This window comes from uncultured Roseivirga sp. (assembly GCF_963973945.1).
Taxonomy (GTDB): domain Bacteria; phylum Bacteroidota; class Bacteroidia; order Cytophagales; family Cyclobacteriaceae; genus Roseivirga.
Genome location: NZ_CAXBBV010000002.1, coordinates 376,914 through 399,143, shown reverse-complemented (window position 1 = coordinate 399,143; position 22,230 = coordinate 376,914). Strand labels below are relative to the sequence as shown.

At 38.7% G+C, this 22,230-nt stretch carries 14 protein-coding genes; 6 read left to right on the top strand and 8 right to left on the bottom strand.

Annotated elements, in window-relative coordinates; translation table 11 throughout:
* The first annotated feature begins 212 nt into the window (after positions 1-212).
* The 4 genes from AAC026_RS06085 to AAC026_RS06070 all read left to right on the top strand — a co-directional run bounded on the left by AAC026_RS06085 (position 213) and on the right by AAC026_RS06070 (position 11,893).
* Positions 213-9,071 (top strand): collagen-binding domain-containing protein, encoded by an 8,859-nt coding sequence (locus AAC026_RS06085; RefSeq protein ID WP_339695900.1) that lies wholly within the window; start codon positions 213-215, stop codon positions 9,069-9,071.
* Between the two features lie 127 nt (positions 9,072-9,198).
* Positions 9,199-9,573, top strand: coding sequence for a co-chaperone GroES family protein (locus AAC026_RS06080; RefSeq protein ID WP_339607993.1), 375 nt, complete (start codon positions 9,199-9,201; stop codon positions 9,571-9,573).
* Positions 9,574-9,812: 239 nt separating this feature from the next.
* A complete protein-coding gene (locus AAC026_RS06075; protein ID WP_339695897.1) occupies positions 9,813-10,910 on the top strand; it encodes an acyl-CoA desaturase in 1,098 nt (365 codons plus the stop codon).
* An 8-nt stretch (positions 10,911-10,918) separates the two neighbouring features.
* Positions 10,919-11,893, top strand: a complete 975-nt coding sequence (locus AAC026_RS06070) for an alpha/beta fold hydrolase (protein WP_339695894.1) — start codon at positions 10,919-10,921, stop codon at positions 11,891-11,893.
* An 11-nt stretch (positions 11,894-11,904) separates the two neighbouring features.
* On the opposite strand, the gene hemB is transcribed toward AAC026_RS06070, so the two are convergent.
* The 4 genes from hemB to AAC026_RS06050 are packed head-to-tail and all read right to left on the bottom strand — an operon-like array spanning position 11,905 to position 14,119.
* Positions 11,905-12,879: a porphobilinogen synthase gene (gene hemB / locus AAC026_RS06065; RefSeq protein ID WP_339607996.1), complete on the bottom strand. Its 975-nt coding sequence runs from the start codon at positions 12,877-12,879 to the stop codon at positions 11,905-11,907.
* A gap of 51 nt (positions 12,880-12,930) precedes the next feature.
* On the bottom strand, positions 12,931-13,269 hold the full coding sequence (locus AAC026_RS06060; protein WP_339607997.1) for a DUF4870 domain-containing protein: 339 nt from the start codon (positions 13,267-13,269) through the stop codon (positions 12,931-12,933).
* Positions 13,266-13,481 carry a helix-turn-helix transcriptional regulator gene (locus AAC026_RS06055; RefSeq protein WP_339607998.1) on the bottom strand — a complete coding sequence of 72 codons (216 nt, stop codon included), beginning with the start codon at positions 13,479-13,481 and terminating at the stop codon, positions 13,266-13,268. Before AAC026_RS06055 ends, AAC026_RS06060 begins: the two co-directional genes overlap by 4 nt.
* On the bottom strand, positions 13,481-14,119 hold the full coding sequence (locus tag AAC026_RS06050; RefSeq protein ID WP_339695891.1) for a DUF2975 domain-containing protein: 639 nt from the start codon (positions 14,117-14,119) through the stop codon (positions 13,481-13,483). Before AAC026_RS06050 ends, AAC026_RS06055 begins: the two co-directional genes overlap by 1 nt.
* Positions 14,120-14,386: 267 nt before the next feature.
* Here AAC026_RS06050 and AAC026_RS06045 point away from each other — a divergent pair, with 267 nt between their 5' ends.
* Together AAC026_RS06045 and AAC026_RS06040 are read left to right on the top strand one after the other, a co-directional pair.
* Positions 14,387-17,332 (top strand): TonB-dependent receptor, encoded by a 2,946-nt coding sequence (locus tag AAC026_RS06045; protein WP_339695888.1) that lies wholly within the window; start codon positions 14,387-14,389, stop codon positions 17,330-17,332.
* Between the two features lie 103 nt (positions 17,333-17,435).
* Complete coding sequence (locus AAC026_RS06040) at positions 17,436-20,156, top strand: TonB-dependent receptor (protein ID WP_339695885.1); 2,721 nt, start codon at positions 17,436-17,438, stop codon at positions 20,154-20,156.
* 9 nt (positions 20,157-20,165) lie between these two features.
* On the opposite strand, the gene AAC026_RS06035 is transcribed toward AAC026_RS06040, so the two are convergent.
* The 4 genes from AAC026_RS06035 to AAC026_RS06020 all read right to left on the bottom strand — a co-directional run bounded on the left by AAC026_RS06035 (position 20,166) and on the right by AAC026_RS06020 (position 22,127).
* Entirely contained in the window at positions 20,166-20,351 is a 186-nt protein-coding gene (locus AAC026_RS06035) for a hypothetical protein (protein WP_339695882.1), read from the bottom strand.
* 71 nt (positions 20,352-20,422) lie between these two features.
* Complete coding sequence (locus AAC026_RS06030; protein ID WP_339695880.1) at positions 20,423-21,181, bottom strand: hypothetical protein; 759 nt, start codon at positions 21,179-21,181, stop codon at positions 20,423-20,425.
* A complete protein-coding gene (locus AAC026_RS06025) occupies positions 21,178-21,573 on the bottom strand; it encodes a hypothetical protein (protein WP_339608644.1) in 396 nt (131 codons plus the stop codon). The genes AAC026_RS06030 and AAC026_RS06025 overlap by 4 nt, the downstream gene beginning before the upstream one ends.
* A 32-nt stretch (positions 21,574-21,605) precedes the next feature.
* On the bottom strand, positions 21,606-22,127 hold the full coding sequence (locus AAC026_RS06020; RefSeq protein WP_339695877.1) for a hypothetical protein: 522 nt from the start codon (positions 22,125-22,127) through the stop codon (positions 21,606-21,608).
* Positions 22,128-22,230: the final 103 nt, after the last annotated feature.

Here is a 22,230-nt window from a genome sequence, read left to right as displayed (position 1 = left end):
TCAAGAATTCTGACACTCAAGCCGTTGGATGTATTTTAATAACAAAAAACAGTATGTGTTATGCGTTTTTTTATATATTTGTATTCCTTTCGCTTAATCTCTTTCACCTCAAAACTAGTTAGCCACCAATGTGTGTATTGACTCATGGCTACTACAATTATTAACTGAGGCGAAAAAACAGAAATTGCTTTTAACCAAAACGTGTGTATAAAATGTTAAAACCTGTACTCCACCCTGTCATCAGGAGTGCTTTTAATTTGAAGAGGGGACTACTAACACTTGTGTGTTGGTTTTCTTTGTTTTTTTCTGTCAACGCCCAAGTTACGCCTGTTCTTAACTTAAATTCGACTGGGAAAGCTTCACTTAATCTAGAAGCCCTTAACTTAAATAATTGTTTCACATCTACGCGCTTCGCCCCTACGGCAGCTGCTGGTGATGGCCATGCAATGTGGCTGAGCAACAATCCCTACCCTTTAAGTACAACAGATTTTGTTTTCAGTGCTGGGGCTTCATTTCTTGAAAATGCTGACGGAACTGCTACTTTAAAAGGGGTTCTAACCAATACCGGTAACCCTCTAGATAAGTGGGAAGTTAATCTATACTTATCTAGTAAGTCTAATTGGACACAATGGAGTAGCCTAGGAAGAACATACAAAGATGAAAGTGGCTTAATCGGCAATAATTATATTGACTGGAGCTATTATATTGAAGACCCTAACTTAACAAGTAAGATTGTTGGGCTACTTGGAAATATTGGGAAAACGGTAGAAATCACACACATGCCTGCCAATTACAACTTCGGTTTTCAAGTTGGTACAGCCGCTAACAATAAAAACTCGGGTTTTGGTTTATCAGGTTGGTTTAGCTACTCATTAGATGGCCAAAATTATCATCAAGGAGATTTCAATTTAGACCTAGCTCAAGTTGAAAGAGTAATCAATCACACTGCAAGTCAAACTCTTTTTGATTGTTCAAACCTGGGTATCAATACTATAACTGTAACTTCTACAGACCAATTTGGAGACACTTGTACTCAACAAATTGACATCAACATTAAAGATGTTACCCCGCCTGTTGTAGTTACAAAGAATGTAGTACGTACTTTGATAAATGGCAAAACGACTATTTCAGCAAATGATGTATTAGATTTTAACTGTAGCTCTGGAGGTATTTCTAGTCTTTATGGCCCCAATACGCTTAATGCTGATGGTAAAATAGAGAGTATTGTTGCTCCTAACCAAGGAGATGAAGCCTTCTTCTTCGCAAAGCCTTGCACATCAGACAACTGCTCTATAGCTTCTTATGTTATAGACAAAAAGACATTTGACTGTTCTAATATTGGAGAAAATATTGTTACTGCTACTGTAACAGACCAAAGCGGAAATGTAACTACTGCTACTGCCGTAGTATATATTCGTGACAACACCATTCCTGTTGCAAGAGCTAAAAACATAACAGTTGCTTTAAATGAAAATGGCATTGCAACTATTACTCCTCAAATGGTAAATAATGGATCTAGCGATGCTTGTGGGACAATAACTCTATCTCTAAACAGAACTACATTTGATTGCTCAAACTTGGGAAACAATCAAGTGACACTTATTGTAACCGACAATAGTGGAAACACAAAAACTACTACGGCCAATGTTAATGTAATTGACAACATGGCTCCTGTAGTAGTAACTAAAAACATTACTCTAAATCTTAATCAATACGGCCAAGCGTCTATTGCTGATGCTTTAGACCTACTTGTGCTTTGTGACGATGCCGTTGTCGAAATTGACAATGGTGGCGGAGGCGGGGGAGGCTGGGAGCCTGGAACAGGTGAAACTGGTTTCTCTATTCCTAGCCCTTATTATGAGGCTACTTGCACTAAAGACAACTGCTCTATCACCAATGTCACTGTTGACATCACTGATTTCGATTGTACTAACATTGGACAAAATACCGTAACTGTAACTGTAACAGATGCCAGTGGAAACTCTACTTCTGAAACGGCTATTGTAACCATCAATGACATCACACCTCCAACGGTAATTACCAAAAACATTGCTGTTAACTTGGATGCTAATGGGAATGCAACCATTACCCCTGCTCAGGTAGACAATGGCTCTTCTGACATTTGTGGAGTAACGCTTTCTCTTGATAAAACTTCTTTCGGATGTTCTGAAACTGGTACTCATACGGTGACTTTGACGGCTACCGATGCAAGTGGAAATACTTCTTCTTCTACTGCTACAGTAACGGTTGCTGACAATACGGCTCCAACTATTATTACTAAGAACATTACTGTTCCACTTGATGCTAATGGAAATGTGAACATTACTGCGGCTCAGGTAGACAATGGTTCTTTTGACAATTGCGGTATTACTTTATCAATTGATAAACTATCGTTCGACTGTAATCAGGTTGGACCTCAAACGGTTACTTTAACTGGTACTGATCCTAGTGGAAATACCGCTTCAGCTACTGCTACAGTAACCGTTGTAGATAATATTGCCCCAACCATCGTAACTCAAAACATTACTGTAACACTCGATGCTAATGGAAACGCTTCTGTTAATAGCAGTCAAGTAGATAATGGTACAACTGATAACTGTGGAGTTTCAACCATTGAACTTAGCAAAGCAAGTTTCGATTGCTCTAATCTTGGTGACAATACTGTAACAGTAACTGCTACTGACGCAAGTGGAAACGTTAGTACTAAATCAGTAATTATTACTGTAATCGATAACATTGCTCCTACAGTAATTACTAAGAATATTTCTGTAACACTTGACGCAAACGGTAATGCCACTATTACTGCCTCTCAAGTTGATAACGGTTCTTTTGACAACTGTAACATTAGTCTTTCTGTAGATAAATTAAGTTTCGATTGTGCTGATGCTGGAGATCAAACAGTAACATTGACTGGAACAGATGCTAGTGGAAACACTGCCTCTGCTACGGCTATTGTGACGGTCATTGATAACAATGCCCCTGAAATTGTTACCAATGACATTACGGTAACCCTAGACGCCAATGGAAATGCTTCTATTTCTACTGCCGATCTAATTGACAATGCAGTTGAGGTTTGTACAGTAGTTCCATATGCTGGCAACAGTAATCATTCTGTTGCACTTCAGAATTACTACCCTAACAACAATTCATTCATTGACTTTAAATTTGACACTAACGGTGGTCAATTAACTCAGTATTCTGACGGTACAGCTACTGTAACAGGTACTATTGTCAATGGCTCTGACGCAAATGACATTTGGATCGTTCAACTTAACCTTGATCAAAAAAGAAATTGGTCTGAATGGTCTGCTCTAGGTAGAAGCTGGAAAGGAAATGCCAATACTGTTGGAAACAACTATAAAGATTGGTCTTACTACCAAATGAGTACTTCCGTATCTTCAACCTTAACAGGTGCTGGCAACAATGCTGGTCAAGTGAAGACCATTACTCATATGCCTGGAAATTACAACTATGGTTTCCAAATTGGACAAGCAGCTAATGATAAAAATGGTAACTACGGAATGTCTGGTTGGTTCTTCTATACCAACGGACAAGGACAGTCTGTTCAAGGAGACTTCAACATGGACATCTCTTCTTGTACCGTTTCTACAGGAACTGGACCGTGTGATCCTGAGTCAATTGAAATCAGTAAAACTGATTTTGACTGTAATGACCTAGGACAAAATACAGTTACTTTAACTGTAACTGATAGTCATGGCAACACAACTACAGAAACCTCATTAGTTACAATCGTTGACAATATTGCTCCTACTGTAATTGCAAAAAACATTACTATAGCGCTTGATGCTAATGGAAACGCAAACATAACTACCGCTCAAGTAGACAATGGTTCTTTTGATAATTGTAACCTTACATTATCTGTTGACAAAACATCGTTCAACTGTAGTGATCTAGGTGCTCAAACTGTAACATTAACTGGAACTGATGCAAGTGGAAACACTGCCTCCGCTACGGCTACAGTAACCGTGATTGACAATACTGCTCCAGTAATCACCGTCAATAACAGTATTACTGTTGAAGTTGATGAAAACGGAAATGCCACAATTACTCAAAGCCAAGTTGTGACTTCTGTAGGAGACGATAATTGTGGTAATGTCACTATTACCATTTCTAAAACAAGCTTTGACTGCGCTGACCTAGGTACAAACACCATTACTGTAACAGCTACAGACGCTAGTGGAAATGTAACTACCGAAACTGTTACTGTTACAGTTGTAGACTCTTCTGCGCCTGTATTTACTAACCCAACTTCAGGTTCAGTAATCAGCCAAAACCCAACAGCACCAGCAATGGACTTCAATGTCTTCGTTAGAAATAACGTGTCATTCAAAAATAATGAGACAGAAGGCGCTGTTGCACTTGGAGGTGACCTATCAATTGATGGCAGTTATCAGGTTTCTACCAATAGCAAAGGTAGCTTCAAAGTAGGCAATGTGCCTGTAACACTTGTTATAGGTGGAAAAGTAAACTACAACAGTGGAAACTCTCTTCAGGTAAACCAAAACGGATATGTTAAAATTGGTAATGCCAACGGATCTAAAGTGTGGTACCAAGATCAAAATGGTGCTAACTCTCCTATTCGTATTACTAAGGATAACAATTACAATAGTAGCCCAAGACTTCACTTGCAAGCAAATGCTCAGCAACTTGGAGTGAGCGCTTCTAACAACCCGATTTTCCAATCTGGATTAATTGATTTCGATGCTGCATTTGCTCAAATGGAAGCGAGTGCGCTATCAATGAGCCAGTTGGTTAACAATGCTAACTTGACTAACCCTAACGGACAGCCAATAAGCAATACCAACTTGCCAAACCAAGTAAAAATCAATTTACAAGATGGTTTAAACGTACTGAACGTAACTGGGGCAGATCTTAACAAGGTATCTGTATTCACTTTCAACAGTCAACCAAGCCAAAGCAAAATATTGATTGTTAATGTTAACAACCCTGGCACTTTCAACTGGAATGTATATAACACTGGAGGAATAGGAGAACATGTTTCACCATATATCCTTTACAACTTCTATAATAGCACAACAGTTAAAATTCAAGGAAACGGTTCTATTATAGGTACTGTATTCGCTCCTTTTGCTTTCATTAACAAGACAAGCCATAACAACATATCTGGTCAGGTGATTGGTAAATCATTTACCCAACTGTCTGGTGAAAACCATATGTTTGGATTCAGCGGAACAATCACTAGCGGAACAACTACAGAAATTGAAGAAGGTAGTACAGTAGTTAGAAACGCAGATGATTGTACTTATGAAGTACAAGGCTCTGAGTTTACTCCTGCCGTAACTGATAACGGTTGTGCAGATGTTACTTTAACTTATGCTTTGACTGGTGCTACTACTGGTTCGGGAACTGACTTATCTGGTGTAAGCTTCAATGTAGGCCAAACAGTAATTACATGGACAGCTACAGACGGAAGCAATACAACTACCTTTAGTATTACTGTTGATGTAGAAGACAATACTGCTCCTACCGTAGTTGCTAAAAACATTACTGTTGCACTTGATGCCAACGGAAATGCTAACATTACTGCCGCACAAGTAGATAATGGCTCTTTTGATAACTGTAACCTCACTTTATCTATCGACAAAACTTCATTCGATTGTACTAAGGTTGGTACGCAAACAGTAACATTAACTGGAACTGATGCGAGCGGAAATACTGCTTCGGCTACTGCTGCAGTAACTGTGGTTGACAATACTGCTCCTACTGTAATCACCCAGAACATCTCTGTATCGCTTAATGCTAGTGGAAACGCAATCATTACCGCAGCTCAAATCAACAACGGTTCGACTGACAATTGTGGAATTGCAAGTGTTACAGTAAGTAAAACTAATTTTAACTGTTCAAACCTTGGCGATAACACAGTTACATTAACTGTAACTGATAACAATGGAAACACAAGCACTAAGACTGCTACCGTTACTATTGTTGACAACATCGCCCCTACTGTAATTACAAAGAACATTACTGTAGCACTCGATGCTAACGGAAATGCAAACATCACTACTGGTCAAGTAAACAATGGTTCTTTTGACAACTGTAACCTTACATTGTCTGTTGACAAAACATCATTCAACTGTAATGACCTCGGTACTCAAACTGTAACATTAACTGGCACTGATGCAAGTGGAAACACTGCCTCGGCTACTGCTACAGTAACTGTAATTGATAACACTGCCCCTTCGGTAATTACTCAGAACATTTCTGTATCACTTAATGCCAGCGGAAACGCAATCATCACTGCTACTCAGATCAACAATGGTTCTTCTGATAACTGTGGAATTGCAAGTATGACGTTAAGCAAAACAAGCTTCGATTGCTCTAACATTGGTGTGAACACTGTTACTTTAACAGTAACTGATAATAATGGAAACACTAGCACTAAAACTGCTACAGTGACTATTGTAGACAACATTGTTCCTACAGTAATTACTAAAAATGTTACTGTTGCGCTTAATGCCAACGGAAACGCAAACATTACTATTGGTCAAATAAACAATGGTTCGTTTGATAACTGTAGTCTTACATTGAGTGTTGACAAAACTTCATTCAACTGTAATGACCTCGGTACTCAAACTGTAACATTGACTGGCACTGATGCTAGCGGAAACACTGCCTCGGCTACTGCTACAGTAACTGTAATTGATAATATTGCACCGGTATTCACTAGTGCACCTACTAACAAGACTTATCAAGCAGAAAACGGAAACTGTACGTTGAATGCATACTGGACAATTCCAGTTGCCACTGATAACTGTGTAGTGAACCTAACCAGTACTCATAACTCTGGCGATGCATTCCCTGTAGGAACTACAACAGTAACCTACACTGCTACTGATGCTAGCGGAAACTCTGTTTCTACTAGCTTTAACGTAACCGTTCAGGCCAGCCCAATGAATGTGGTGCTTCAAGCTGAAAACTATACTACAGTCTCTGGCATATACAACACTACATGTAGTGGTGCTGAAGATGGAAAAGTAATGCTTGCTGTAACTGGAGGCTGTGGGCCTTACACTTACCTATGGAGCAATGGTTCTACAAGCAAAAACCTAACGAATGTTGAAGCAGGTTCATATAGTGTAACAGTAACTGATAATAATGGTACTCAAATACAAAAGAACATTACCCTTACTTCGCCATCCCCTATTGTTGTCGAAAAAGCAGTAACAACTGAAAAGACACTATCGGGTTATGGAGATTCAAACACTATTTACTTAGGCTTTGGTGAACAAACTGCGGTATTACAAGCGAATGCTTCTGGAGGAAGTGGTGATTATACTTATTCTTGGTCTCCAACCGAAGAGATTGCATGCTCTTTCGAAAACACAGTAACAGTAGCTCCTCAAGTTACTACTACTTATACAGTGATCGTAACTGATTCAAACGGTTGTTCAACTACTGAAACCTTTACTATTAATGTTGTTGATGTTCGTTGTGATGATTACAATGCCCCAGGAGGAAACACTGGTGGTGGAAATGACGATGATGACGATGACAACAATGGTGGTGGAGATAATGGTGAAACATTTGATTGTCAATGTGAAGGTAAAATGAAGAACTTCACTGTTATCTATAATGGCTTCTCTGGTGTTACCATTAAAGCCTTGAAAAAGGACAAGAGTACAGTAATCAAAACTTTCAATAATGTTCAAAATGGTGACAAAATTGAAGTAACTGGCTTTGACCATAAAGGAAGATTGGATAGTAAAACTTACCTACAAATCGGTAACGTCCAATACGAAATCCACACTTCTTGCTCTATTAACATTATGGGAGAGACTTATGGACCATTTACGGTAACAAAATATACTGATGGCGATGGAGCAACTTGTTCTGGAAACAGCAGCCCATCAACTGCCAACTTCTCTGGAGGCGTAACTCCTATTCTTAGTCATGCAGGTGGATCAACTTATGGTCAAGACTCTAAGGATGACAAAAAGGGTAAAAAGGATAAGAAAAATGATGATGACGATGATGACAACAGTGGAGATGATGATGATGACGACAGTCATGTACATTCAGATAACTGTGGTCATAACAACAATGGCAGCAACGATGATGATGACGATGATAATCATGGAGATGATGACGATGACGACAATCATGTACACTCAGATAACTGTGGCCATAACGACAGCGGTAGTAACGATGATGATGACGATGACAATCATGGAGATGATGATGATGACGACAACGGAGGTACACCAATAACAGACTGTCAGTGTGAAGGCAGAATGGAAAACTTCACGGTTGTTTATCAAGGAGAGTCTGGAAAAACTATTAAAGCGTACAATAAGAAAATGGACTACCTCATTGAAACATATTACAATGTTCAATATGGTGACACCCTTGTTGTACTAGGTTTTGATAAGCACGACAGATTAGAGTCTAAAACCATGATGATGGTTGACTGGACAAGCTATGAAGTACATACTTCATGTTCTATCAATATTCTAGGAGCTGAAATTGGGCCATTCAAAGTAGTAGCCTATACAGATGGGGAAGGCTTCTCTTGTTCTCTTCCAAAAGAAGGTGGAGACAATGGTGGCGGTGGTGACAATGGCGGTTGCGATGTTGAAACCATCAACTGGACTGGAAATGTAACTATTTGTTATAATGGCCAAACCTATTGTGTCACTCAAGAAGAGGCAAAAACTTACTTAGCACTTGGTGCTAGTCTTGGATCGTGTAACTTTAACATTACAACATCTTCAAAAGGTATAGCAGCAAAAGCAACGGGTGAGAGTTCAGACATAAAAACTGAAATCAAGTTCGAGGTAAGCACCTACCCTAACCCAGCATCTGATTTGGCTAACATCACCTTTAATGTTAACCAAGACGGTCCTGTAACAGTAGCTATCTTCGATACAAGAGGTCTTCAGGTTGGTAATACCTTATTTGAAGAGAATGCAGAAACCGACAGAAAATACACCGTTGTGTTTGATGCTTCGGCTGTGAAGGAAGGTATCTACATTATCCGCTTAAGAACCGCAGGATACATAGAGAGTAAAAAACTAATGATTAAGAAATAAGCTTTTTCATTCTATCATACTAAAGAGGATCAACCCAAAAGTTGATCCTCTTTTTTGTTCACCCCTACTACATCAGTATAATTAAAACTGCTGCTTTGAACCTATATTTGTAATTCAAAGTTAGACTATGGAATTGACAGCAGACAATAAGCTTAGAAACCTCATCATTATTGGAGATCGTGTTTTGATAAGACCGAAGAAACAAGCCGAAAAAACAGCAAGTGGTTTGTACCTTCCTCCAGGAATTCAAGAAAAAGAAAAAGTGCAAAGTGGGTATATCATTAAAGTTGGGCCCGGATACCCTATTCCTATGCCAATTGAGGATGATGAACCGTGGAAAGACAATGATGAGAAAATCAAATATGTCCCATTGCAAGTAGAAGAAGGAGACTTGGCCATTTTTCTTCAAAGAGGAGCCATTGAAATAATGTATGGAAACGAGAAACTTTATATTGTTCCGCAATCATCTATTCTAATGTTAGAAAGAGATGAAGCTCTTTGAGTCGCTGATATTTGCTCATTCAAAAATAAGCATGACCTCTACAATAAACGATACATACCTCTGTTCTTTAACCAATTAAAAAAATGAGTTTTGCCATTACTGAATCAGTCAGTTATCTTTGTACATAAAAAAACTCAATATTTAGTCAGAGTCGTTTAAAACAATAGACCGTTCTGAGTGAACATTGCGAAACACAACAGGTTCAATTCAAAACTCAAAAACTTGTTCAAAAATATCTTATGAAATATAAAGCAATAAAATTTTCTCGGAGCAATCAGGCTGAATTCATCAGTGACCTCCGAAAAAGGGTCAAAGAGTATTTTGAGACCAACGAGATTTCCGTTTATGGAAATACTACAATGGTTACGAAAACAATAATAATGTTCTTACTCTACTTTGCACCTTATACATTAATGCTCACAGGTGTAATTACCAATACATGGATTCTACTTTTAATGTGGGCCATTATGGGTTTGGGAATGTCGGGTATTGGTCTTTCAGTAATGCATGATGCAAACCATGGTGCCTATTCAAAAAACAAGCATGTGAATAAATACATGGGTTACGTAATGAACGTAATCGGGGCAAGTGCTTTTAACTGGAAGGTTCAACATAATGTACTTCACCACTCTTTCACCAATATTGAAGGTATGGACGAAGACATTGACCCGGGTAAGTTAATGAGGCTTTCTCCTCACGCTCCCCTACTTAAAGTTCACAAGCTCCAACATATTTATGGTTGGTTCTTGTACGGCTTAATGACCTTCTTATGGTTAACCACAAAGGACTTTAAACAACTATACCGATATAAGAAGTTAGGTCTTCTTAAGGCTCAAAAAAGAACTTACACTAGTGTTTTGATCGAAACGATCATTTCAAAAATTGTTTATTATGGATATGCGTTGGTATTGCCATTGATCTTTATCCCTGCTCCTACTTGGGTAGTTTTATTAGGCTTCTTTATCATGCATTTCATTACAGGCCTTTCATTGGGGTTAATATTCCAACCTGCGCACGTTATGCCAACTGCAGAATACCCAATGCCAGACGATACAGGGAATCTAGAAACCAACTGGGCGGTTCACCAACTTTTCACCACTACCAATTTTGCCCCTAAAAGCAAATTATTCTCTTGGTATGTAGGTGGGTTAAACTTCCAAATCGAGCACCACTTGTTCCCTAACATCTGCCATGTTCATTATAAAAAAATATCACAGATTGTAATGGAAACCACCAAAGAATACGGCTTGCCTTACAATTCTGAAAAAAGTTTTCTTGACGCAATTGTAGCGCATGGTAAAATGCTAAAGAGTTTAGGACGTAACCAACTGGCATAAAACGCAGAATGAAAAACAAACGACCTACTGAAATCTTTAAAATTTACTTATTGATTTCAGTAGGTTTTTTATTGCTCAATTTTGGCTGTCAATCACCCAAAACAAACCCCTCTACTTCTTTAAAAGCCAAAAGTGAATTAATCAAAAACACCGTATTGGCAGATGGCCACCCTATAGCGGTTTGGAGTAAATCTAATTCGAATGCTACAGAAGCCATTTTACTTGTTCATGGCCGAACTTGGAGCGCTCTCCCCGACTTCGATCTACAGGTGGAAGGTGAAGACCTTTCTTTAATGGATGGTTTGGTAGCAAAGGGCTATACCGTTTATGCAATAGATGGTAGAGGTTATGGCGCCACCCCGCGGGACAGTACGGGTTGGTTTACCCCAGACCGGGCAGCCAAAGACTTAGCTATTGTTTTAGAATGGATTTCGAAGCAGAAAGAATGGAAAAGCCTTCCTCATCTTTTCGGTTGGTCAATGGGGTCGACTATTTCTCAGTTAACTGCTCAGCGCAACCCTGAGCTTGTTTCTTCACTCACGCTGTTTGGTTATTGGAAAGATAGCGATCAAGTGTTTCCGAGTGAATCTGAGGCTACTGAACCAGCTATGACTCCAACAACAGCAGAAGCAGCCGCAAGCGATTTCATTGTTCCTGGATCAATCAGTCAAAAGGCAATAGACGGCTATGTTAAAGCTGCCCTTAAAGCAGATCCAATTAGAGTCGATATGAACAGGTATGATCAGTTCAACGAACTAGATCCAGCTAAAATAATGGTACCTACATTAATTCTTCAAGGTGAGTTTGATCCGATTGGTCCAACAGCAACTCAAGCCAAACTTTTTACCAGATTAGGTACAGCTCATAAGCAATGGATCGTAATTCCAGGGGGAGATCATGCTGCTTTTATGGAAAGACCGAGAGCCTACTTTATCAATAGCCTTGTAAACTTTTTGGTAAGTATTTCTGATATAGAAAAATAGGTTTAGAGATATTATTTGTCTTTTGTCAAAAGAGCAAATTCTTTCGCATGATAAGTTAAAATCACGTCTGCACCTGCCCTTTTAATACTTAGAAGAGTTTCAGCCATAACGCGATCGTAATCTAACCAACCCTTCATTCCAGCGGCTTTAAGCATAGCATATTCACCACTTACATTATAGGCTGCAATAGGTTGCGCATAATTATCTTTCAATAACTTAATAACATCTAAATAAGCCAAAGCTGGCTTTACCATCAAAAAGTCTGCACCCTCTTCTACATCCAAGTCTGCTTCAATCAAGGCTTCTCTCTGATTGGCGGGATTCATCTGATAGGTTTTCTTATCTCCGCTTTTTGGAGCCGAATCTAGGGCGTCTCTAAAAGGACCATAAAAGGCACTGGCATATTTTGCGGTGTACGACATAATGGAAACATTCTTAAACCCATTATCATCCAATACCTCACGAATGTAGGCTACACGGCCATCCATCATATCGGAAGGGCCAATGATATCGATGCCTGTTTCGGCCTGAGCCAAAGCCATCTTTCCCAAAACCTCAAGGGTTTCATCGTTTAGAATTTCGCCATTTTTAACCAAGCCATCATGCCCATCAGAATTGTATGGATCCAAGGCCACGTCCGTCATAATAGCAGCTTCTGGAAATTCAGACTTGATTCTTTTTAGAGCCTTCTGATAGAAAAAGTTTGGGTCGAAACTCTTAGTAGCTGCCTTATCTTTATAGTGCTCTGGCACCACCGGAAACACATCGAAAGCATTAATTCCAAGCTTTAAGCAGGCTTCTATTTCCTTCAATATTTTATCCAAACCCAAGCGGTAAATACCCGGCATTGAATCTACCTCGATTTTATCGTTGGCTCCTTCGAGCAAAAACAAAGGGAAAATAAAATCATCAGTTCTTACTTTGGTTTCTTCCACCATTCGCCTAACGGCTTCTGACTTTCTGTTTCTTCTCGGACGAATATTCATGCGCTCTAATAAATGGGAGTATTAAGGTAAAACTCAAAACAATTGAGGTTCTTACTTCACAAAGTTAATGGTTAACGGGTATTTATACAGTCCGCCTTTATCTGCTTCGATAGTAGCGAGAATTACACAAATCAAATTCACAATTGGAATGATGATCAAAAACGGAATTCCAATAAGAATGAAAATACCAATACCCGCTATGAAAGTATAGAGCAACATAGACAGTTGAAAATTTAACGAGGCCTTTGCATGCATAGCTATTACTTCAGATTCTTCCTTTTTTGAAAGCCAAATAAAAAGCGGCACTAAAAAACTCCCCAATGCAACAGTATACCCTAATAATGTTCCGATATGTGCTCCTAAAACCCACGGTCTTTCTTTATATGTCATAGTTCTTCATCATTTTTATATTCCAAAATATCAGCTGGTTGGCAATCCAGCACCTTGCAAATGGCTTCGAGCGTACTGAACCTAATCGCACGAGCTTTTCCTGTTTTTAATACAGAAAGATTGGCCAAAGTGATCCCAATTTGCTCTGCAAGCTCTTTGCTCTGCATTTTTCGCTTGGCCAACATTACATCTAAGTTTACAATAATGGCCACTAGATTGTTAATTCTTTATCTTCTTTCAATTTCAAACCATGATCAAAAGCTTGAGCTACAACCAGTACTATTAATCCAACAAAAATTGTATTGTTGAAAATATCAGGAGAAAAACTCACTTCGGTTGTTTTAGAGCTCAGCTTGTCAAGCTCAAAATACCTGCTCGCAATATAACTAATCCATAGATTCATCAATAGATGTACTCCACCGAGTCCTACTAGAATAAAGCCCATTAATCGAACCCTCGATACATTTTCCAAACTAAAAAAATCTTCTCCCAATGCAGACTTAACAAATTGAAGGAGTAGATGGATAAAGTAGACGGAAAAAGCCATGGCTACTACCAAAACAGCTAAGATTAAAGTACGAGGACCTTTACTAAAGGAAATAACATAATTATCTACTGAGGATTTCAGCTTAGCTTCCTTAACAGAACCTTCATAAGCTGCTTTGACTTTAAGAGCTCTCCTCTGCTCCATTTGCTCAAAATTTTCTCGACTTATCTTAACGGTAAAATACTTATCTGTATTCTCAAAAATTCCAAAGTAGAGCACCATTGCCATTCCAATTACAGTTGCGAAACGGGCAATTGTTAAAAAGACAATACAGAATTTAATCAGTAAATTATTGGTCTTCATATTATTAGATTTTTGTTAGTCTCTGAGTTCATTCAACAGAAAAACATCCCCCTTAGTTAACTATCTCTTTAAGCACCCGCTATGGCTCAAGTAACAGCTGCTCCAATCAAAATATTGGTCAGCCATAAAGATGCTTTAGAAACATTCATATTTTCCAGTTTTGCCAAAAGTAGAAATTAATTATCGATAAACAATAATTAGTTACCGCAATACAACGATAAAAAAGTAAAATAAACCTTTTCATAAATCCTATGTCAAATTGCCAATATGAAAAAACAAGTCATCCGAACCGCAATCATTTTTATGTTCTTAGCTTTTGCAAGCAGCGCCCAAGCGCAGTTTTGGGTAGTGAAAGGAACCGTTCTCGATAGTGCCGATCGAGTGCCCATGGTGGCCGCAACAATCAGCATTGTCAACAAAGCAGACGCTAGTCTCAAAGCCAAAATAAGTGACTTGAATGGAGAGTTTAGAATTACCGGAATAGCCGATGGTAACTACGCTTTTAAAATTTCATTTGTAGGCTATTTCGATTTCAAAAAAGACATCACCGTAGCAGGAGGCACTCTTGATCTCGGTACAATTTTAATGTCGGAAGATATTAAACAGCTGGACGAAGTTACGGTGGAAGGGCTTGTAGACAGAGTTGAACAAAATGGAGACACCACAATTATGAATGCTGCGGCATATAAGGTAAATCCGGACGCTAATGCACAAGATCTTTTAGAAAAAATGCCTGGAATTATGGTAGTCAACGGCCAAGTTCAGGCCCAAGGAGAAAATGTTACCAGAGTTTTGGTAGATGGACGAGAGTTTTTTGGCAATGACCCTAGTGCAGCTTTGCAAAACTTACCTGCTGAAATTATTGAGAAAATTCAGGTCTATGATCAAGGCAGTGACCAATCTCAGTTTACAGGTTTTGTAGATGGTGAAACCTCTAAGGTTTTAAACATCATAACCAAAGCCAGTATGAGCAATGGTCAATTCGGAAAAGTGTATGCTGGAGCTGGAAGTGACGAAACCTACAATATGGGAGGTAGCATTAATCTTTTCAGACCAAAAAGCAGAACTACCATACTTGCCCAAACCAACAATATTAATATCCAGAATTTTTCTACAAGCGATTTACTAGGCATTACTTCTGGCGGTGGCAGAGGCGGTAGAGGTGGAGCTGGTGGCGGTAGAGGTGGCGCTGGCGGTGGTAGAGGCGGAGCTGGTGGTGGCGGTGGTGGTTTCTCTAACGGAGGAAACACTAGCGACTTCCTTGTAGGCCAACAAGGCGGGATTTCTAAAACCACAGCTTTTGGTATCAACTACTCTTATCAGCCAAACAAAAAACTTGATTTCTCTGGAAGCTACTTTTACAACGAAAGCAGTAATGCTTCTGATCAGTCAATTTTCAGACAATTTACCCTCCCTCAAAACGAAGGTCAGACTTATGAGGAAAACACGATTTCGCCAAGCACCAATGTTAACCATAGGTTCAGCGCAAAAATTGATTACACAATCAACGATAAAAACTCATTCACAATTAGACCACAACTTACACTTCAAGACAATGTTGGCTCTTCCTTTTTAAATGGAAGAACAATGTTAAATGATGATGTATTGAATTCGACCAACACCGAAAATTCAAGTGACTTAACGGCTTACAATTTTTCTAACAACCTTCTTTATAGACATTCATTTGAAAAAAGAGGCAGAACGTTTTCCATCAACGTAAACACAGCGTTCAATAAAAGCACAGGAGAAAGTCTTCTATTATCAGAGAACATTTTCTACGACAGACAGGGAAACCCTGAAAATCAAGATTTAAGACAAAGCGCATCACTGACACAGCCAGGAGTAACCTTGAGGGCAAATGCAACCTACACTGAGCCAATTACCGATAAAAGCCAATTGATGGTAACTTATCAGTATGGGTATCAGTACAATGATTCTAAGAAAGAAACTTATGATTACAATGAGGGCACAGGTGAGTACTCAGATCTAAATGTTCCCTTGAGCAATATTTTTCAGAACGATTATATTACCCAAGGGGCTACTTTAGGCTATAATCTAAGGGGCGAAAAATCAAACCTTTCGGTAAGTGGTAATTATCAGCGGGCTACGCTAGACAATGACCAAACTTTCCCTACACAAGACAATGTAGACAGGGTGTTTAATAATTTTCTTCCAAGCGTAAACTATCGTTACAGTGTTGGGCGTACGGAAAACATAAACATTTCATACAGAACTAGCACGCAGGCACCATCGGTTACGCAATTGCAAAATGTAATTGACAATTCAAACCCACTGTTTATTAGTGCAGGTAATCCAAACTTGGATCAAAACTACCAGCACAACGCCACTGTTAGGTACACCAAAACCAATATCGAAAAATCTACTACATTTTTCGCGATGTTGAACACTACATACTCTGACAACTACATTGGCAATAACACCATTATTGCTTCAAGAGAGAATACAACCGTTGGTGATATTACTTTAGAACCAGGTGCACAATACTCTCAGCCTATGAATTTAGGCGGCTATTATAGTGTTAGAAGTTTTGTTTCACTTGGCTTGCCATTGGGTTGGGTAAAATCGAATCTAAACCTTACACTTTCGGGTAATTATAGTCGTACTCCAGAAATGATTAATGAAGAGATGAACCACTCCTCTTCTCCTAGCTTTGGGCTAGGTGCAGTGTTTAGCAGTAACATCAGTGAAAAAGTTGACTTTACGATATCGAGCAATTCTAATTTCAGTACAACAACTAATACGGTACAAAGTCAAACCAATACTGAATCATTTACACAGTCCACACGCTTAAGGTTGAACTGGATTTTTGGTCCAAGTTTCGTGTTCAGGTCTGAAGTAAACCATACTGCTAACCCAGGGCTAAGCGATGGCTTTAACCAAAGTTATTTAGTTTGGAACATGGAGTTTGGCAAAAAGCTAATAAAAGACAAAGCAGAGTTAAAGCTAACTGTGTTTGACCTTCTAAAACAAAACCAACGTGTTTCTAGAAGCATCAATGGATCTTACATTCAAGACACCAACTCGCAAATTCTTACCCAATACGTTATGCTCACTTTTACTTTCAATATTAGAAGCTTTGGCAGCGGAACGGCCCCTGCGCTTGATGACAGACAGCAACGAATGGAACAAATGAGACAGAGGTTTGGAGGGAATGGTGGTGTTGGCCGAGGAGGCAACGGAGATATGTACTAGGGCTTTCGCAAAAAAATTGTCACAGCTTAATTTCAGTTTTTTAACAAACTAAAATTTAAGTTTTCAAATAATAATAACTAGTTTCATGACAAGGTCACAATTCATGAAGCTAGTTATTATTTTTTTATACTCAATCTTGTGCTTTTCATATTGCTATTCACAAGAACCAACCATTTCAGGCGTAGTACTAGACAGCACAGAACGAAAGCCACTTTATTTGGCCAATGTCATATTACTTCAGCAAAGCGATAGTCTTTATAAGGCAATGACCACCTCTGAACAAGGTGAGTTTAAGTTTTCGAAACTGACAAAGGGTAAATACAAAATAGACATTACTTATGTGGGTTTTAAGCCCTATTCCCAAACCTTTGAGTTCAACAACAAATCCATTGACTTAGGAAAGATATTTTTGGTTGATGACCTTACAATGCTAGATTCAGTAAGTGTTGAAGGTGTTGCTCCTGCTGTGGTTTTAAAGCAAGACACAGTTGAGTTTAATTCCTCTGCCTTCAAAACTACCTCAGAAGCTAACCTTGAAGATTTACTAAAGAAAATGCCTGGCTTAGAGGTGAAAGATGGAAAGCTCACCTCGCAAGGCGAAGCCATTACAAAAATTATTGTGGATGGAAAACCCTTCTTTCAAAATAGCCCAGAATTTACGTTGAAGAATTTACCAGCCGACATGGTCAGTAAAATACAGGTAATAGATGAAAAAAGTAAGGAGGCTATTTTTACTGGCCATGATGATGGCAAAAGGGAAAAGGTACTCAATGTAGTTACCAAGCCAGAAAAAAGAAGAGGCTATTTCTCAACTTTAGGCCTTACTTATAGCCCTCCAGAACGATACCAAGCCAGCGGAAACATAAATTTTATTAGGGGAAAAGATCGGTTTTCTATCTCAGGTGGTTTCAATAACCTGAGCTCAGGAGGAGGCGAGCAATATGTGAATATAGGCGGGGGACAAACCATGGTAAGCGTTGGAGGCCTAGGTGCTAATGGAGGAGTATCGCAACAGAGTACATTTAGAACCTACTATTATTCAGAAATCATACCCAAGCTTACAGCCAATGCCTCCTACTCTTATAGAGGAGCCAATACAAAATCTATTAATGAAACCTCTCAACAATATATTCAGGCAGCAGATTCTGGCAGGGTTTATAACCAAAGATCAGAGCGCGAAAGCAATAGTGTTTCACATACTACATCACTTAGTTTAGAGTATAAACCCAACGAAAACAATCGATTTACACTAAGGCAAAATTTTTCATTGACTGAAGGAAAAAACATCTCGCATGTAACTGGAAATACCTTTATGAACAGTGAGGAGATTAATAGTACGGACAATAGAAATTTCTCTGAACGAGACGGAAACAATTGGGGAAGTAACTTTAGCTGGTGGCATAAATTTGCTAAGAAAGGACGAACACTTTCGCTCAATTCTGGCTTTAGCCAAAGCCAATCTACTAGTGTAGACTCCGTTCGGTCTGTTAATCGTTTTAATACTGGTAATGTAAGCAATCAAGATTTTGACCAGTTCAGTAAACCGCAGGGCAGTTCTAGCAACTTCTCTACTCAAATTTCTTATACCGAACCGATAGGAGAAAAGCAGAGCTTAAAGTTTTATTATAAAAGAGATCTTCAGAAAACTGATGATGAGAGGCTGCTACTCAATTATAATAACAACGAATCGGGCTATACAGACATAGACACTCTTAGGTCGAGTCAATATGACAATAAGCTAACAAAAGATGAATTCAGTTCGGGAGTTCAGTTTAAAGTTGGAGAAATCAACATCTCGGCTGGCGCAAAATACCAGCTTCAGAGAATCCAAAATAACCAGACCTTTCCTAACTCAACTTCTTTCAACAGGAAATTCCAAGGCTTTATACCCAACGTAAGTTTCTCTTACCGGAGTAAGGAAGGCAAACAATTGAGATTAAATTACTCCAGAAGCATGGGGGTGCCTCAAGCAAATCAGTTGCAAGATGTACTAGACAACCGAAACCCTTTATTTCTTAGAAGGGGAAATCCAGGCCTTTCTGAAAGTTATTCCAACAGGCTATCATTGACATACTCCTTATTTAATAAAGAAACCAAATCATATATCTCTTTAAGTATATCTGGAGGAACTACAGAAAATACGGTGGTTAACAATACCATAATAGGAAATGGATCGAATAGTCCTGAGGGCATTGAATTACCTGTTGGAGCAAGGTTAAGTATGCCTGTAAACATGGATGGCCGAAAAAACTTGAGCGGCAATGTTAATATTTCCAAGCCTATCGAAAAATGGAAAATCAATGTTCAGCTAAATGGGTCGGCTAGCTTTAGCCGAAGCCCTCAATTTCTAAACGGAGTTATTCAAATTGCTGAAAATGCTAACTACGGTGTTGGCTTTGGAGCAAATAGTAATTTTAGTGAAAAGCTTGATATCGCATTAAGTGTAAGGCCCAGTTTTTCTAATGTAAAAAACCCTAGCAATGAGGCTGGTAATAGGCGTTACTCTCAAATAGGATCTGTTATGCGTGCTTCCTATAAATCAGAAAGTGGGGTGTTCATCACTACTTCTCTCGGCCATCAGCAAAATGGTAAAGTCGGCAACATTGACGGCACTAGCCAACTGATTTGGAGTATGTCTTTTGGTAAGTCATTCTTCAAAAAGAAAATGGACTTTAGTATTACCGCAAGTGATATTTTACGCCAAAGCTCTGTAATCAATCGAAATGTAACTTCAGAGTACATTCAAAATTCAGAAACGAATGTATTACGCCAAATATTCAGATTCAGGCTAGGTTATAAGTTGAATAAGTTTGGAGGGAAATAATAAAAATAACTAACGAGGAGTAGTCTCTTCATCATCCGAATCCAAAACAAAATTATGGTTTCGGGGCTTTCCTTTTACCAATTCCATAACATGGGACTCCTTAATGGTTTTATGATTGGAGTAGCGGCCTATAAGGCCATAAATAACTGCCGCAATTGCTAATAGCACGAAACAAAGGTTGATTGCTTTTCTCATAGTAAAATTAAGGTTGGCAACTTTCGAGGTTCGTTTACAACAACTTTGCCAGTTATTGTATTGAATCTAATTTAAGCAATTCCGTTGTAATATGAAGACAGTTTCAGAGCCTCTTCAATCTTCCCTTCTGGCACAGGGATTATGTAATTACGAGTAGACTTTCTATTCCCAAGCCCAGATTCAACGGCAAACTCAACGACTTTCATATTAAACCTATCTTGAATTGAAAAGTGTTTAAGCCGATGACCAAACTCATCTACCAAAATCAGTTTACTATTAAATATGATTGAGGATTTACCAAAATAAACATCGCTCATTTCAATCTGAGAACATCTTTTAAACTCAGATCTTGCCTTTACAATGGCACCTTGCTTGCCAACAAAAAAGAAAGCACCAGCAATCAATAATGTATAGATCACCGTTTCTGCTAAATCAAACTTACCCCAAAAGACAAAGCCAGAAGCCAGCCCCATTAAACCAGCAGCAGCCCAACCATAGCCTAGCGATTCTTTAACCTCAAACTGATATTTGGCATGTACAAAGTGAGCCCATTGTTTACTATCTATTTCCCATTTGGTAAGAAAGGCTTCATTGCCGCTCATTACCTCCTCTACCCTATTTTTAGTATAGGCCTTACTTTGCTTAATAATTGCAACCACCCCAAAGCCAACCGCCACCAAGCCAGACAGAAAAAGAATGACATACTCTAAGCTGAACCCCTTGGTGGAAGTAACAATAAGCATGATAATACAAACGCTAAGGCCAGCAATTATCAATAGCGTAAGTCCTGCGATGAGAAATGTAAATCTGCTTTTTACTTCACTTTTCATTTTAGGCTATACACCCTGAGCGTTTCGAAAGTGTTGTTGCAAGCCTCTAACTCCACTGGAGCATTGTCAAACACTTGCATTGAAATGAGCATAGATAAGGCTTTAAAGCTTATATCTTTTGTACTGTCTTCTGTGGCTCCTTCTATTACAACCATTCTGAACAGATAGGTAGAATCTCTTTTTGTTAATTGAACCGATTTTTCATTACCATCTGCAAACTCCGACTCGACTAAATACTCTCCGAGCTTTTGAGCCTCTGCTTCGGTTACAAGATCTGTATAGTAAACATCCGTTCCGTTAAACTCTAGCTTTTCTCCATAACTAGATGAGCTAAAAACGAAATATGCGATTACCGCAATTATAAAGAAGAGTCCTGTTAATACCTTTTTCATAGTTTATATTTTAAGATTTTACAAAGTTGATTTTAGGGTAACATGTGGCTAGGAATATGTTTAGCTGAAAAATTCATTGGCCGATTTTTCTTGTAGTAAGGCACAAGCCTAAAAATCAAAACGGCTAAAAAACTAACGGCAATAATCCATGCTCCAAAAAAGGCCAAAATGAGAAGCAACAGGCCAAAAAAGATAGCTGAGGCAATAACCTCTAACCAATAGGTAGACTCAGATTTACCCGACTTAAAGTTTGCGAGTCCGTAGGCATCTAAATTTTGTAATAGAGTACTTACAAACTGCCTATATTCACCTGACTGGTATTCAAAATTCGCGGGGCCAAGATACCTTCTATTGGAGAGAATGATTTTACCCAACCTTGACTCTATTTCACATTGGTAAACATTGCCATAGCTCTTTGTTGGTTTAAAGCTCAAATGAACATCGTGAATGTCCTTTAAATCCCATTGAGTTTGTCCGTTAGAAATACTGCCAACATCTAAAGTGTAAACCTGCTCTTTATCAAAGGCGCTAACTCTATTTATATAAGTTTCCATAGCTTAAGTATTTGAGCTGAAAAACAATCTATTACATGATAAAACTAGATCGAAAAACACCGTACATACATCCCCTCAGATAGGCAAATCTCTTTCCGTACTA

Excerpts from the sequence above, each read along its gene's own strand:
- AAC026_RS06040 (WP_339695885.1), top strand. The coding sequence starts at position 17,436 with ATGAAGCTAGTTATTATTTTTTTATACTCAATCTTGTGCTTTTCATAT.
- AAC026_RS06020 (WP_339695877.1), bottom strand. The coding sequence starts at position 22,127 with ATGGAAACTTATATAAATAGAGTTAGCGCCTTTGATAAAGAGCAGGTT.
- AAC026_RS06060 (WP_339607997.1), bottom strand. The coding sequence starts at position 13,269 with ATGACATATAAAGAAAGACCGTGGGTTTTAGGAGCACATATCGGAACA.
- AAC026_RS06025 (WP_339608644.1), bottom strand. The coding sequence starts at position 21,573 with ATGAAAAAGGTATTAACAGGACTCTTCTTTATAATTGCGGTAATCGCA.
- AAC026_RS06075 (WP_339695897.1), top strand. The coding sequence starts at position 9,813 with ATGAAATATAAAGCAATAAAATTTTCTCGGAGCAATCAGGCTGAATTC.
- AAC026_RS06070 (WP_339695894.1), top strand. The coding sequence starts at position 10,919 with ATGAAAAACAAACGACCTACTGAAATCTTTAAAATTTACTTATTGATT.
- AAC026_RS06045 (WP_339695888.1), top strand. The coding sequence starts at position 14,387 with ATGAAAAAACAAGTCATCCGAACCGCAATCATTTTTATGTTCTTAGCT.
- AAC026_RS06030 (WP_339695880.1), bottom strand. The coding sequence starts at position 21,181 with ATGAAAAGTGAAGTAAAAAGCAGATTTACATTTCTCATCGCAGGACTT.
- hemB (WP_339607996.1), bottom strand. The coding sequence starts at position 12,879 with ATGAATATTCGTCCGAGAAGAAACAGAAAGTCAGAAGCCGTTAGGCGA.
- AAC026_RS06035 (WP_339695882.1), bottom strand. The coding sequence starts at position 20,351 with ATGAGAAAAGCAATCAACCTTTGTTTCGTGCTATTAGCAATTGCGGCA.
- AAC026_RS06050 (WP_339695891.1), bottom strand. The coding sequence starts at position 14,119 with ATGAAGACCAATAATTTACTGATTAAATTCTGTATTGTCTTTTTAACA.
- AAC026_RS06080 (WP_339607993.1), top strand. The coding sequence starts at position 9,199 with ATGGAATTGACAGCAGACAATAAGCTTAGAAACCTCATCATTATTGGA.
- AAC026_RS06085 (WP_339695900.1), top strand. The coding sequence starts at position 213 with ATGTTAAAACCTGTACTCCACCCTGTCATCAGGAGTGCTTTTAATTTG.